The organism is Blautia sp. CAG:237 (assembly GCF_000436615.1).
Classification (GTDB): Bacteria; Bacillota; Clostridia; order Lachnospirales; family Lachnospiraceae; genus Blautia_A; species Blautia_A intestinihominis.
The window spans coordinates 10,562-25,268 of the sequence record NZ_FR886710.1 but is presented as its reverse complement, the minus strand read 5'-3'; the positions used below and the strand labels follow the sequence as shown (position 1 = coordinate 25,268).

Genomic DNA, 14,707 nt, shown 5'->3' with positions numbered 1-14,707 from the left:
AGTTCAGTCGGGTTTTCGATCCCTACAAATGAATTCACGCAGATACAGTCCCCGTCCCGGATCAGGCGGATGGCTTCATCTGCATTCATGATCTCATACATACTTATTTCCTCTCAAATACGGTCTCGCCGCCAAGGATCGTCATATCCACCTTCGTGGTCTTGATCTCATCCGGGTCGATCTCATAGAGGTCTTTCTCAAGCACAACAAAATCCGCGTTCTTTCCAGTCTCGATCGTACCGTTCTCATCCTCTGTGTACGACGCATAAGCAGCATATTTTGTAAAAAGTTTCACTGCCTCATCTACTGTCAGGCGTTCCGACGGGATCCAGCCCTCTTTCAGCTCGCCGTTTATATTCTTGCGGGTCACGGCAAAATAGATGTTTTCCATTGCATCGAAACTTACCACCGGTGCATCAGAGCCGCCGGATGCATGGATGCCGAGATCCAGCATGGTCTTCCATGCATAAATACCTTCCATACGATGTGTTCCGATCGCCGGTTCTACGGTATTCATATCAAGATCGACAAATACAGGCTGAATGTATGCCAGAATGTCGTTTTCTTTCATTGCTCGCAGGATCCGCGGGTTTGTGATCTGACAGTGGACGATTCCATGTCTGCCCTTGGCGTTATCCTTACGGTATGGAGATTTCGCGATCGCCTCGATCACCATATCCATCGCACGGTCGCCAATGCAGTGTACTGCCGCCTGCATCTGATGCTGGTCAAAAAATGCGAACAGCTCATCCAGTTCTTCCTGCGTGAAGATAATGTTCCCGCAGTTTCCAGGGCTGTCCTCATATGGCTCGTTCATCGCTGCAGTTCTCGCACCAAGAGAACCATCCTGAATGAGCTTCATCGGCCCGATCGTAAAATGATTGCCCCTCTGACCAGTACGATATCCCTCTTCCACAAATGCCTTGGCGTCATCAAAACGCTCAAACAGGCACTGCTCATAATGGCGGACATTCAGCTCGCCTCTCGCATCCAGTGCTTTGTAGGCATTCATGATACGCTTCCAGTTTTTGCCCGGAAGTGCTGCGAGGTCGTCAGACTGTACACCGGTAAAGCCGCATTCGTTCAGTTTTTTTGCGCTGTAGGTAATGTAGTTTTCTACTTCTTTCTGTGACGGGGTGTCAAGCAGAGAATAGTAAAACTGTACAGCATTTTCCTTGATCAGACCTGTTTCCAGATCAACATCCTTCTCGATCTCAGAGAACTGCGGAATCGTCTTAAGCAGTTCCAGACCACGGCTGTTGCAGACACCTACATGTCCACAGACTCTGACCATGATGATCGGAATTTCTGTGGACAGGGCATCCAGCTCATCCTTGTGCGGATATCTCGGCTCCGCAAAATGTTCTTCGTTCCATCCTCGGCAGTAAAGCCAGGTCAGCGGTTTGCCCGCATGCTCCTCGATACGCTTCTTCGCTGCGTCCAGCATTTCTTCCACGCTGGTGCAGTCAAACAGTTTGACGGAACGCTCTACAAATGCATAATGCAGCATGTGCAGATGCGTGTCCACAAATCCCGGAAGAAGCAGTCTGTCGCCAAGGTCAACTTTCTCTTCACAGGCGATCTTCTCTGCCTCTTCGTTGGTTCCTACAAAAACAATTTTGCCATTTTCCACGCCAACCGCTTCTGCTACGTGGCCGGCATCATCTAATGTACGGATTCGTCCGTTAAAAAAAATCTTATCCACTGCTTCTTCATCCTTTATGAATTATTTCTGGTAAATCATTTGTTTTCTTTTGCCTTTTTATCCTCGTAAAAAAGCGCAAGATCTTTGTCTACCTCTCCAATTCCCATGTAACGTGCCTTATAATCCTTAAGCAATTTGATAAAGGTTCCGCTTAAGAGAAACAGAGTCGCTACGTTTACGAATGTCGGGAATACGGTCGTGAAATCTGCGATCACCCAGAGCTGTGCCGGTGTTCCGTTTCCATAGAGAGTCAGTACAGTTACAAGCAGCCCCCATAACGGAGTTCCGAAAATAAATACTTTTTCTGCAACCTTGAGGACTTTCTGATTTCCCTTGAGCCAGTGTTTCAGGATGACACTATAGTATGTAAACCATCCTGTAGAAGTGGTCAGGCCAAACAGGAAGATGCTGAGTGCAATCAGTGCACGTGCCACAGAGCCCATGCCGGATTCAAATGCAGTCAGAGTAAGTTCGGAACCCTGAAGTCCTGAATTCCAGTAACCTGTCACGATAACAACAAGTCCTGTCATAGAGCAGACAACGATGGTATCTGCAAATACTTCAAATGCTCCCATCAGACCCTGTTTTACCGGGTGGTCTGTCTTCGCGGAAGCGTGGATCATCGGAGAAGTTCCCCATCCAGCCTCATTGCTGTATACAGAACGGGCAAAACCAAGACGCATACAGGTTGCAACACCAGCTCCCAAAAAGCCACCGACAGCAGCCTGTGTGGTAAATGCACCTTTGAAGATCATGCTGAATGCTGCCGGCAGCTGTTCAAAGTTTGTGAGCAGGATAAAAAGTGATCCCAGGATATAAAGCAGACACATGATTGGTGTCATATAAGAGGAGATCACGCCGACCTTCTTTACACCGCCAATGATGATCACATAGATTGCAAGTACGTACAACAGAGACGGTACGATGTATGGAAGTTTGAAGGTACTTCCAACTGCCTCAGATACCGTATAGTTCTGAAGAGTGATAAACCATGTCATAAAGATACATCCACCGAATAATACCGCAAAGATCTTCCAGAACGGAAGCTTCTTCTCATCGCCCAGACCTTTCTGCATATAGTAGGTCGGTCCACCGAGATATTCGCCGTTTGGCTGTTTTTCTCTGTAGTAGACAGCCAGAGTTACCTCTGTCATTTTGATGACCATGGCAAGGAGTGCAGCAACCCACAGCCAGAACAGTGCACCAGGACCTCCTGTTGCGATCGCGGTTGCAACACCGGACATATTGGATACACCAACGGTTCCTCCGATCGCGATGGAAATCGCCTGAAATGGCGTCAGACTCTTGCCGTCGTCTCCACCTTCCTCACGACGTTCTTTGCTGAACATATTTTTGATGATATGTCCAAAGTGACGGAACTGGAAAAATCCGGAGCGGATCGTCAGATAGATTCCTGTTACCAGAATTGTGATCAATAATGGCAGCCCCCATAACCAGTTTGTTAAGTTTTCGAATAATGCAAACATTCCCTCTCTCCTTTTCTTTTGTTTTGCATAAAAATGCATTGCCCCTCATTTTTATTCGTTTCAGTATAGCATATACTTTTCTTTATTTCTACGCTAAAGCGGCATTTTCCTAAAATATTTTTAGATATATGCAAAAAAACACAGAGCAGTCTGCGAAACTGCTCTGTACTTGATTATTATTGTAAAGCCACCGGGGACACTCAAAAAACCGGCAAACACCGTCCCCGTGGTCACTCCACTTCTTCCGGCTCCATGCTCACTACATGATCCCCGCCATTGACAGCATCAATGTCATATTTCTGTCTGTATTCATTGAAATAAGAATAATACTCCATTGTGTCAGTCGGATAGACCTTGGAATCGTGGATGTGAAGATCCGGGTCTTCTTCTCCGCTCTTCATCAGCGCCATCATTGCACTTGCGCTGTGGGCTGCAATACGTCCGAAACTGTTAAGGATGTCATTAAATACGGTTCCCTCTTCCAGGCCGCACTCGCCCTTGCTGAGTCGTGCTACATGATGTAATTTGAGTTCATCACAGAGATTGGTGATAACTGCTCCAAGCGGTGCTACTCTCTGCGCTGCCTCTCTGTCATCCTTCATAAATGCATTGCAGGTCACATTGATCTCCTCACGGACAGCTTCCATGACGATGTTCAGCTCATCCCAGGCTGACTGAGAAAAGTTTGTATGGTTGTCATGCATCTCATTTGCCATATGTGCGATATAAGATGCGTGATCCCCGATTCGTTCAAAGTCATTGATCGTATGCAGATACAGGGAAACCTGTCTTGTCTGTGCTGTATTCATCTCACGCTTGGTGAGCTGGATCAGGTAATCACCCAGACGGCTCTCGTATTTGTCGATCAGGTCTTCCTTACGCTGAACCTTGTCGTATTTATCCTGCTGATAATCATTCAGAAGGTTCATCGCACGGTTGACATTCTTGCGGAGTTTCTTGGACATTCCGTTCATTGCACGATGGCACTGACCGATTGCAAGTGCCGGATAGTTGATCAGACGTTCCTCAAGGAGGTCAAAGTCTGCTTCGTCTTCCAGTTCTTCTGCGCTGTCTTTTACGAGCATGCACACCAGTTTCTCTAGTTTCGGAATGAATGGGAACAGAACTACAACTGTTGCCACACGGAATACTGTATTCAGAGCTGCAATCGTTACCGGTGTCATGATCGTATCCATAAATCCAAAATGCACGATCGCATTCGCTGTATAAAAGATCACAGACCACAGGATAAGACCGAACAGGTCATTCATAAGATAGATGAGTGCTGTTCTCTTACCATTCTTGTTTGCACCGATCGCAGAGATCAGTACCGGACAGGCTGCGCCGACACCGATACCAAGTACGATCGGGAATGCACTTGCAAAGGTCAGGATACCTGTTACGGAAAGAGCCTGCAGCACACCGACTGTCGCAGATGCACTCTGAAGCACAGCGGTGAACAGGATACCTACTAGGATACCTGCCAGCGGGTTGGAAAACATTGTCAGCATGTCAATAAATACTTTGCTCTCTCGAAGAGGTGCAACTGCACCACTCATTGTCTGCATACCGGTCATAAGGATCGAGAAACCAAGCATGATGTTTCCGATGTTCTTATGTACAGAACGTTTGCAGAACATACGAAGGATAATACCGATGATCGCCACAACTGCTGAGATCGTTGCTGTAGAAAGGATGCTTGCGATACCGCCGGATCCCTGAATATAGGAAAGACAGAGAATCCATCCTGTGATACTGGTACCGATGTTGGCACCCATGATGATACCGATTGCCTGTTTCAGTTTCATCATACCGGAGTTTACAAAACCGATGACCATGACTGTCGTTGCCGATGAAGACTGGATGACGCTGGTAACAGCAGTTCCCAGGGCAACACCCTTGAGCGGGGTATTGGTCATGCGGTACAGAAATGCCTCCAGCTTATTGCCAGCCACCAGTTTCAGGCCATCGCCCATCAGAGACATTCCAAACAAAAATAGTGCTACTCCTGAGAGTAAAGATAAGACCATTGAAAATATTGCCATAATTTTCTCCTCTGTTGTCTTTTCGTCCTGCGTCCGTGCAGAACGGACACCTTCTGTTTTTTTACCTTTTCTTAACTTTCTTTTTATTCATTTTTTACATTGCCTTTTTTATTATGCCATACTCATGGCTCGATTACAACATTGGATTAAATTTTATACCAAAAAAAATCCTCCCGGATCTGATCCCGGAAGGACTCTTTTTGTCAAAATCAATAAAAATCACAGCCATTTCGACCATTTTCTTTTACACGGTACAGGACCTTGTCTGCATCCTTAAAAATGCTCTCTCCTGGATTTTCTCTGTCTGCAAAGGCAACACCGACACTCAGGGAAACTGCCGGGGGTACCATCCTCTGTATTCTGATTTTTTTCGTATCTTTCATACGAGCATTTCGATTCCTTTTATTGGATTTTCCTCATTCATTATACGACAGCAGATACCTCGCATCAAATAAATAGTTGTTAAGTTTTCCTCTTAACATTTTGTTGTTCAAAACAATTGACAAAAATTTATCCAGATTCTATACTGTAAAAAAATTTAAAGCAGTATGTTCCATATAATAAGGAGGAAACTCTATGAACCTGCAGTTATTTGCAACCCTGAAAAATTATAATTTCAAAAATCTTCCCAGGGATATTTTTTCCGGCATTATCATTGCCGCCGTGTCGATTCCTATTTCCATGGGATATGCACAGATTTCCGGAATTCCTGCCATATACGGGCTCTATGGTTCGGTCTTTCCTATTCTGTTCTTTGCGCTTTTTTCTACCTCGAAGCAGTTTATCTTTGGCGTGGATGCCGCACCTGCTGCGATCGTAGGAAGTGCACTCTCCACCCTTGGGATCGCTGTGGAATCCCCGGATGCCATGAAATATGTTCCGATGATCGCGCTTTTTGCCGGTCTGTGGCTTCTTTTGTTTTATTTTCTGCATGCTGACCGTATTGTGGATTTTATTTCCACACCAGTCATGGGCGGGTTCATCAGTGGTATCTCGCTTACGATCATTTTTATGCAGATTCCCAAACTTATGGGAAGTTCTGCCGGTTCCGGCGAGATCCTGGAACTGCTTATACATATTTTTCACGCTGTCAGAACTATAAGCTGGCTCTCTCTTGGCATGGGGATCGGCGCGCTGCTTCTGATCCGTATTTTTAAGAAGATTTTCCCGAAGTTTCCTATGGCGATCGTGATCATGATCCTTGGAGTCCTCGCTACACGCCTTTTCCATGTTGACGAACACGGTGTCGTTCTTCTCCAGGCAGTTGAACCAGGCCTTCCATCCCTGGTCCTTCCGCAGTTTGGAGGGATCCAGCTCACACACGTTGTCGGAAGAGGTCTGATGGTCGCTGTCGTTATCATGGCAGAAACTCTCCTTGCCGAAAATAACTTTGCTTTCAAAAATGGTTACAAATTAAACGACCGCCAGGAAATCCTTGCCTGTGCTGCCGGAAACATCGCGGCCTCCGCTGTTGGCTGCTGCCCGGTAAACGGAAGTATTTCCCGTACTTCCATGAACGAACAGTACGGAGGAACCTCGCAGGCCGTTTCCCTGACCGCCGGTCTTGTCATGGCAGTCCTCCTTGCCGGTTTTACAGGTTTCATCGGCTATCTGCCGGTCCCTGTCCTGACCGCGATCGTGATCTCTGCCCTGATGGATGTCGTGGAAACGCATCTGGCGGTCCGTCTGTTCAAAGTCAGCCGCAATGAATTTTATATCTTCATGGCAGCCTGCCTGGGCGTTTTATTCCTCGGCACGATCTACGGCGTGATAATTGGAATCCTTCTTTCCTTTGTTTCCGTGATCCTCAAAGCAACCAACCCGCCGCGCTCTTTCCGAGGCATGATCCCCGGCAAAGAAGCCTACTATGACCTTCAGAGGAACCGCCACGCCTACCCGATCCGGCATGTCGTGATCTACCGTTTCAGCGAAAATCTTTTCTTTGCCAACGTAAAGATCTTTCAGGAAGACCTTGAAAACAGCATAAAAGAAGACACGAAAGTTATGATCGTGGATGCATCTTCCATCAACTCCATCGATATCACAGCCGCTGACCGTCTGGAAGCCATTGCCTCAAGCATGAAGAAAAAAGGGATCCAGTTCTACATCACGGAACATTCTTCCAATCTGAATGAGCAGATGCGCTCTCTCGGAATTGGTCATCTTATCAAGGAAGGCTGTGTCCGCAGGACTATCCTGGCCGCACTTAACGATGCCGATGTCCAGAAACCCTATGATCTGGAAATTCCGGAGGCGGAGAAAAAACTGGCTCAGATCCGCAGCCAGTCCCATCTTCCTGCCGAAGAAGAGAATACACTGGAAGAATTTGCCTGGGCATTTGGCAGCAATACTGTACGGGAACTGGAAGAAGCTACTCACCAGATCATCCAGCATCTCCATCAGATGCCTGACGTTGAGAAGTTATCCGACGAAGGTCTCCGGGAGCATTTCGAAAACTGGCATGCCTTTGGTGCTCTGGACGAAGATGAGATCCTGCACCGAATTGAGCTGCATATCGATGAACTTCCAGAAGAACTGCACAAAGAACATGGACATATCCTGGAACTGATTGAGAAACGCCGAAGCCGTATCCGTGAGAAGATTCTGGAAGAACATCCGGAACTTGCTTCCAAGCTGGAACAGAACCGTAAACGTCTGGAAGAACGCCTGGAACAGCAGAATCCGGAGGCCATGAAAAAATGGCGAGACTGGAAAAAGAAAGATTAACTGTAACACAAAGAGGACTCTGCACAAAGCAAAGTCCTCTTTTCTTTTGGGAAATATTTTTATCTGATATAAATTCCGTCTGCTCCAAGGTATGCTCCCTCCGGGCATTCTGTCAGGTTCTGTTCTCCCGCAAGCTCTGCAACACGGGAATAGTCTTCTTCCATCAGTGCCTGCAGAAGTTTACGTGAGATCCCGACACGCACCTTACGTTCCTCCGGTTCTTCATACTTCTCTGAGAAATATGGGATCGTCACCGCAATCTCCGCATTGGAATCATGAAATCTCAGTCCACTCTCTTTATCAAGGAACAACTCACAGATTGGTTTATAGTAAGATCTGTAGAATTCTTCCGGTGTAAATACAATCTTTTCGCCCTCGGTATCACCTTCCGGTTCTCTTAAGATCCCACATAAATATCCATGATCATAATATGTCATGCAGACAACTCCCGGATCTGGTCCGGCTCCATTTACCGTGCCGATCGCTTCCAGCTGCTGTGCACCCTTCTTGAGTGCCTGTTCCCTGCGGTTACTGCCGCCCTTGGCTTCCCACACGCTCCAGGTCTGTGCGCCAGGACGATAACCGATCATCTCCGGTCTCCACTCGCTTGCAAAGAAATCAATAAACTCTTTCTCATCCGGCTTACGGATCAGGTTCAGCTGTGTAAGATAATCTGTTCCATACAGCCGGCTGCTGATCATCTTTGTAAAAAACATGCCCATATAATAGGAAATAACACTCTTCTCCGAAGAATCCAGGTAAGCGATCTTCCTGGCCTTCTTGAGCCTGTCTCCCTCTGTATCCAGTGCAGTCTCCACAAGAAACAGCTTATAAAGGACTTCCAGTCTGCGTTTCTCAGGATATGCCGCAGTCAGTCTCTGGATCGGCATTCCACAGGTGATGATCGCATGAAGGAGTTCTTTGTTTGAAAACTCCAGTTCAACGGTTTTGTTTGTCAGTACACTGTCACTGCTGTTATCCTCGGTCTCCAGTGACATGGTATATGTTTTGTCCTCTGTCAAGATCATTTGTATTTTCCTCGCTCTTTCCGAACCTATCATTTCCTGCCATTTCGACAGTTAGTCTGCATATATTATAGCATCGGTTTTCTCATTCATGCAACGATATTTGTCGAAAAAAATGACCGGCTCCCTGCAGAGCCGATCACTTCGGATGTTTATTTACTTCATGTATGTCTTAAGCCAGGTATATACTTTCTGCTGACGGGTCTTATATGTTCCTACCTGACCTCCTGTATCTGTACTCATAGCCTTGTAGATATTGTCAAGGGTATACTCACCCCGGGTTTTACCAAGAATTCTGGTTACTGCTCCATAACCGCCCTGATGCCGGATATTAATGCATTCACCCACTGCCTTTGCATCTTTAACCCCAAGATTTCGTACCTCTGCTTCATACTCCTCAATCTGCTTATACATCAGATAATCCTGACATTTAATTCCTGCCGGTGAACTGATCAGATTTATTATTATCTGTATTTTGTTTTTATCTTTTTTGTCTTTTTTCTCAAGTCTATACTTTGACCAGTCTGCATTTACAACATCATTCCATACTTCATTCTTGGAATCGTATTTCTTGTATGTCTTCGGGCTCGTTGTATGAATCAGTTTCAGAAGTCTCTGTGCCTCAGTTGCATACCACTGACCAGCTCCTATCGTAATCGCATATTCTGTCTTACTGTTTGTAAATGCCTCTGTAAAATCACTGTAATCCTGATTTCCATACACCTGTCCGCCAGTCTCTACAGCATAGAGGATTTTCTTCATGACTTCCTTCTGGCTGCTGCTGAACTTTGAATTAGAAGAAGAGCTTTTTGGAGTTGTCACTGTATTGCTCTGCTTTAAAGTACCAAGATATTTTACATTTCCGGCTTTTTTGTAAGGTCTTACCGTATATACGTACTTTGTACCTGCGGATACTTTCTTATCTGTGTAAAATGTTTTTGAAGAACCGACATCTGCTGCCAGACTCCAGTTTCCGTTGTTTGCCTTCCGGTAAATACGATATCCGTCTGCTCTGCTTACAGCCTTCCACGCAATATTGATCTGGCTGCTGGATGCCGCTTTAATTGTTGATGATGTTCCATCTGGTCTGGTTGCTCCGAGAACGGCAGTATATTTACTGAAAACGTATTTTCCATTTTCTCTGCGGTATGCTCTTACTGCATACTGATAGGTTTTTGCCACCGGAAGACTTCTGTCCAGGTAAGATGTTGTACTTCCTGATGTTACCTTACGGTAAATCTTAAAAGGTTTTCTCAGAGACTCTCTTCGATATATAGTGTAGCCACTGGCACCTGAAATCCTGTTCCACTGAATTTTCAGTGCACGTGTCCCTGAAGCAGTTATAGATGTCTTAACTGTCTGATTCGTAATGCTGGATGCCGCATTTACAGATACTCCGCTTCCCAATAGCAGTGTCAGCATAAAAAGCACTGAAAGTCCATACATCTTGCATCGTTTATGTAACCTTGCTCTTTTCATATTCTGTTCCTTTCCAATACCCCACTGGTTTTTGTTCTGTCTGTCAACTTCTCCACGGAATATTGTAATAAATTTCTATAAAAAAAGCAAGTATATTTTACATTTCTTTTAAATTTGTTACATTTATCTTACATCGCCTACAAAAAACAATGCCATTGTTCCAGGACCGGAATGCGCCCCGATTACTGCTCCGACATCATTAATCAGTTCTGTTGTGATCTGATATTTTTGTTTGATTTTACGGGCAAGAAATTCTGCTTCTTCACGGCAGTCCCCATGACTGATAAAAATCATATTACATGATTTTGCATAACTTCCAATCTTACGATCCATCAGATCTGCGAGTTCGAGAAGAGATTTTTTCCTTCCCCGTACTTTTCCTATCGGAATCAGCTTTCCTGCATCATCCACATGGAGAATTGGCTTGATATTCAACATTCCTCCCAGAAACGCAGTAGTTCTGGATACCCGGCCGCCACGATAAAGATGATCCAGATCATCTACCGTAAAAAGATGCACAATATTTCTTTTGTGTGTCTCAACCCAATTCGCAACATCCTCTATACTGCCGCCCTTCTCTTTGCGCTCCTGTGCAAGATAAACCAAAAGTCCCTGTCCAAGAGATGCCGATAATGAATCCAGCACCAGAACACGCCGTCCGGGATATTCCTGCATCAGTTCTTCTGCCGCGATCCGGCAGCTGTTGAACGTACCGCTAAGACCCGAAGAAAACGCAATGTGCAGAATATCTCTCCCGTCTTTAAGATACGGCTCAAAAAGTGCTCTGGCACTCTCTGGATTGACCTGTGATGTTGTCGGCATACTTCCTGCACGCATTTTATTATAAAATTCTTCCACCGGAAGGAAATTTCCCTCTGTGTATTCCTTTCCCTCCAGGGTATAGCTTAAGTATGTGCAGCCCACCTCATGATTCTTATAAAAATCCTCTGGAAGGTCGGCATTATTGTCTGTTGTGATCATATAATCGTTCATAGCTGGTCCTTTCCGGCTTCTCACCATGTTTCAGACTCTGGTTACATTGTTATTTTATCATACCCGGCATCATTGCACCACTTAATTTTTGTCATTCAGGACCTTCAGTGCCTCCTGAAGCTGGTTGTCCTCATCATGGCTGATCTCTGTTTCGTTTACGAGAGATGCATCCAGTTCCACTTCCACATCCGGCTCAATTCCTGTCTTGTTGATTGAATTTCCATTCGGCGTATAATAATTTGCCACGGTCAGCTTTACTGCACTTCCGTCACTTAACTGACGGATCGACTGCACCACGCCCTTGCCGTAAGTCGTCGTTCCTACGATCGTTCCGATTCCATAATCCTTGACTGCTCCTGCAAAGATTTCAGACGCACTGGCACTGTTTCCGTTGACAAGGACCGCAAGTGACATGTCCAGAGGATTTTTGCCATCGCAGGTTTCCTCGCTCCGGTTTCCGTTTTTGTCTTCTGTATAGACAATCAGACCTTCCGGAAGGATATCTCTCAGAATGTCGCAGACAATATTCAGAAGGCCTCCCGGGTTGTCTCGAAGATCAACGATCAGTCTGGTCATTCCCTGATCTTTAAGGTCTGCAAACGTTTCCTCATACTGCTGCGCCGTCACGCCCTTAAATTCTGTGATCTGAATATATCCGGTATTTTCGTCCAGCATCTCTCCGAAAACAGATGGAAGTTCCACGTCGCTTACTTTGACAGTGATCTCCTGTGTATCCTCTCCCTGCCTCTGTACAGTGAGGACAACGTCTTCGTCCTGCTTTTTCTTTATCATAGAAACAACATCACTTAATTCTGCATCTGTGATATCCTCTCCGTCAATTGCGGTGATCACATCACCAGCTTTGATTCCCGCTTCTTCTGCAGTACTTCCCTTATAACACTCCACGATCTGCACTCCACCGGCCGCATTTTGCTGCATGGATACTCCGATTCCAACGTAGGATCCTTCTGTTGTTGCATTTTCCTGATCGTATTGTTCTTTCGTATAATACCTGGAATACACATCATCCAGCCCGTAGATCAGTCCGGCATACACCCCTTCCTTCAGATCATCTGTACTGATATCTCCCAGATATTCCTCGTCGATCATATTTTCCAGATATTTTACTTTCTGTGTAAAAGATACATCTGAAAGGATCTCTCCCGAACGGTAAAACTGTACTGCCCTGATACCGCCTCCTGCAAGTATTGTCAGAACAACTCCCGTTGCCACGCCCTTCATGTATGTCCCGTGTTTCATCTTATTATTCACCTTTCCCCGAAATCAGAGAACGCACCGCTGGCGCTCCTCAACATGCAATGTAACAAGATATGCGGCCTATGAGTTCTGTCCTCAGCTTAAGAGGCTCAGCTTCATACGCCGCATATCAGATATTCAGATATTTATATTTATACTCTTAAATGCTTTCTTGAAGTCAGGAAACTTCCGATCAGGCCGATTCCGATTCCAAGTGCCAGTCCCATAGGAAGCAGTGTCTGGTAAATTTTCCATACCGGAATAAAGTCTACCACTCCTGTGAGGACATTGAAACGTGTCAGAATGTATTCTACTGTTGTGTTGTAAATGAAATATAAGGCGGTAAGCGGAATTGCCGCGCCGATCACTCCAAGTACCATACCTTCCAGCAGGAACGGTGCCCGTACAAAACCGTCTGTCGCACCGATGTACTTCATGATCCCGATCTCTTCCTTACGGACTGCAATACCAACAGAAACCGTGTTGCTGATCAGGAAGATAGAAATGACCAGAAGGATCGCAATGATGATCATAGATGCGTAAGATACCAGCTTGTTAAAGTTTCCAAGTGTGTTGGCTGCTTTTTCTGACTGCTCTACATCACGCACATGATCCAGTCCCTGTATGTAGGCAACCAGTTCTGTCTGCTTCTCGATCTGATTGAGGTAGACCTGATAGTTGGACGAGTTTACCAGCGGGTTGTCATCCTTAAATCCATTTGCCGCATCAGAACCCTGGAAATACTGATCTTTAAATTTCTGCCATGCCTCGTCTGCGGATTCAAATTCAATTCTCTCCACTTCCGGACGCGCCTGGATCAGATTGCCTACTTCCTGCATCTGCTCCTCTGTGGTTCCTTCATCAAAGAATACGGTGACCGGAACTTCCTGTTCCACCTTATGTGCAATATTATTGACGTTTGTCACCATTGAATAAAAAACTCCTACCAGGAAGATGCAGGCTGCCATGGTCAGGATGGATGCCAGTGAAAACATCCAGTTTCTCTTTATGTTTATAATACCCTGTTTCAGAGTATACCAGATTGTACTAGGCCTCATGATATCCTCCTTCTTTTTCGTCACTGACGATCACACCATCATGCATCGTAAGTACTCGTTTCTTCATCGCATTTACGATTTCTTTGTTATGTGTTACCACCAGTACCGTCGTGCCTTTCTCGTTGATCTGCTCCAGAAGTTTCATGATCTCCTCAGAAGTCTTAGGGTCGAGGTTTCCTGTCGGCTCGTCTGCGAGAAGGATGTCCGGGCGGTTTACGAGTGCTCTCGCGAGGGCAACTCTCTGCTGCTCACCACCGGACAGCTCATCCGGAAAAGATTTGTATTTCTCGGCAAGTCCGACTTCCTGCAGTACTTCCGGCACACGCTTGCGGATCACCTTGGTCGATCTTCCAATAACGCGCTGTGCAAAAGCTACGTTCTCATATACGTTGCGGTCCTTGAGAAGTCTGAAATCCTGGAACACAACGCCCAGTTTACGACGATATTTCGCTACACGGCGGTGTTTCATCTTCTCGAGACGCTCACCACTTACGATCAGCTGACCGCTGGTGCAGTCCAGTTCTTTCATAAGAAGCTTGATCAGGGTAGACTTACCGGATCCACTGCTTCCTACAACAAACACGAACTCACCTTTATCAACATGCAGATTCACATGGTTAACGGCCGGAAGCCCTTTGCCATATGATTTGCTCACATCTATCAGATCAATCATCCGTTCCTCCTTCTTGCGCAAAAAATGCTGCCAGAATCTCCGGCAGCATTTCACGCATTTTGCTGCATAAATAGTTTAATGTTTTTGTAACATTGTTGTAACATATCTTTTGGCAGAATGCAAGTATTTTTGTTGAATTCATAAAATTTTCACGATTTTAGTACTCAAGTGTCTCCATATACTTCATGTATCTTACAACCATCAGTGCGATCTTAAATGTGATTGCATCCTCAAACACACGAAGATCAAGGCCTGTGC

Annotated in this window: 11 protein-coding genes; 1 reads left to right on the top strand and 10 read right to left on the bottom strand. The window is 45.7% G+C overall.

The features are described 5' to 3' along the window. Positions 1–103: 103 nt before the first annotated feature. The 4 genes from QZL69_RS04005 to QZL69_RS03990 all read right to left on the bottom strand — a co-directional run bounded on the left by QZL69_RS04005 (position 104) and on the right by QZL69_RS03990 (position 5,620). Positions 104–1,705, bottom strand: a complete 1,602-nt coding sequence (locus QZL69_RS04005; RefSeq protein WP_022213937.1) for an amidohydrolase — start codon at positions 1,703–1,705, stop codon at positions 104–106. Positions 1,706–1,740: 35 nt separating this feature from the next. After that, entirely contained in the window at positions 1,741–3,192 is a 1,452-nt protein-coding gene (locus QZL69_RS04000) for an alanine/glycine:cation symporter family protein (protein ID WP_022213936.1), read from the bottom strand. Between the two features lie 230 nt (positions 3,193–3,422). Then, positions 3,423–5,237, bottom strand: a complete 1,815-nt coding sequence (locus QZL69_RS03995; RefSeq protein ID WP_022213935.1) for a Na/Pi cotransporter family protein — start codon at positions 5,235–5,237, stop codon at positions 3,423–3,425. A gap of 209 nt (positions 5,238–5,446) precedes the next feature. Continuing rightward, positions 5,447–5,620, bottom strand: coding sequence for a diguanylate cyclase domain-containing protein (locus tag QZL69_RS03990; protein WP_022213934.1), 174 nt, complete (start codon positions 5,618–5,620; stop codon positions 5,447–5,449). A 193-nt stretch (positions 5,621–5,813) separates the two neighbouring features. Between QZL69_RS03990 and QZL69_RS03985 the strand changes: the two genes are divergently transcribed. Further along, positions 5,814–7,964, top strand: a complete 2,151-nt coding sequence (locus tag QZL69_RS03985) for a SulP family inorganic anion transporter (protein WP_022213933.1) — start codon at positions 5,814–5,816, stop codon at positions 7,962–7,964. Positions 7,965–8,023: 59 nt separating this feature from the next. On the opposite strand, the gene QZL69_RS03980 is transcribed toward QZL69_RS03985, so the two are convergent. From QZL69_RS03980 to ftsE, 6 genes are all read right to left on the bottom strand, one after another. Further along, on the bottom strand, positions 8,024–8,992 hold the full coding sequence (locus QZL69_RS03980) for a hypothetical protein (RefSeq protein WP_022213932.1): 969 nt from the start codon (positions 8,990–8,992) through the stop codon (positions 8,024–8,026). Between the two features lie 153 nt (positions 8,993–9,145). Continuing rightward, the gene (locus QZL69_RS03975) at positions 9,146–10,468 is read right to left on the bottom strand and encodes a fibronectin type III domain-containing protein (protein WP_022213931.1); all 1,323 of its coding nucleotides are present in this window, start codon (positions 10,466–10,468) and stop codon (positions 9,146–9,148) included. A gap of 123 nt (positions 10,469–10,591) precedes the next feature. Continuing rightward, positions 10,592–11,461, bottom strand: coding sequence for a DegV family protein (locus QZL69_RS03970; protein WP_022213930.1), 870 nt, complete (start codon positions 11,459–11,461; stop codon positions 10,592–10,594). Between the two features lie 81 nt (positions 11,462–11,542). Continuing rightward, positions 11,543–12,721, bottom strand: a complete 1,179-nt coding sequence (locus QZL69_RS03965) for a S41 family peptidase (protein ID WP_118698115.1) — start codon at positions 12,719–12,721, stop codon at positions 11,543–11,545. 149 nt (positions 12,722–12,870) lie between these two features. Continuing rightward, positions 12,871–13,776 carry a permease-like cell division protein FtsX gene (gene ftsX, locus QZL69_RS03960; RefSeq protein WP_022213928.1) on the bottom strand — a complete coding sequence of 302 codons (906 nt, stop codon included), beginning with the start codon at positions 13,774–13,776 and terminating at the stop codon, positions 12,871–12,873. After that, positions 13,766–14,449, bottom strand: a complete 684-nt coding sequence (gene ftsE / locus QZL69_RS03955; RefSeq protein WP_022213927.1) for a cell division ATP-binding protein FtsE — start codon at positions 14,447–14,449, stop codon at positions 13,766–13,768. Before ftsE ends, ftsX begins: the two co-directional genes overlap by 11 nt. Positions 14,450–14,707: the final 258 nt, after the last annotated feature.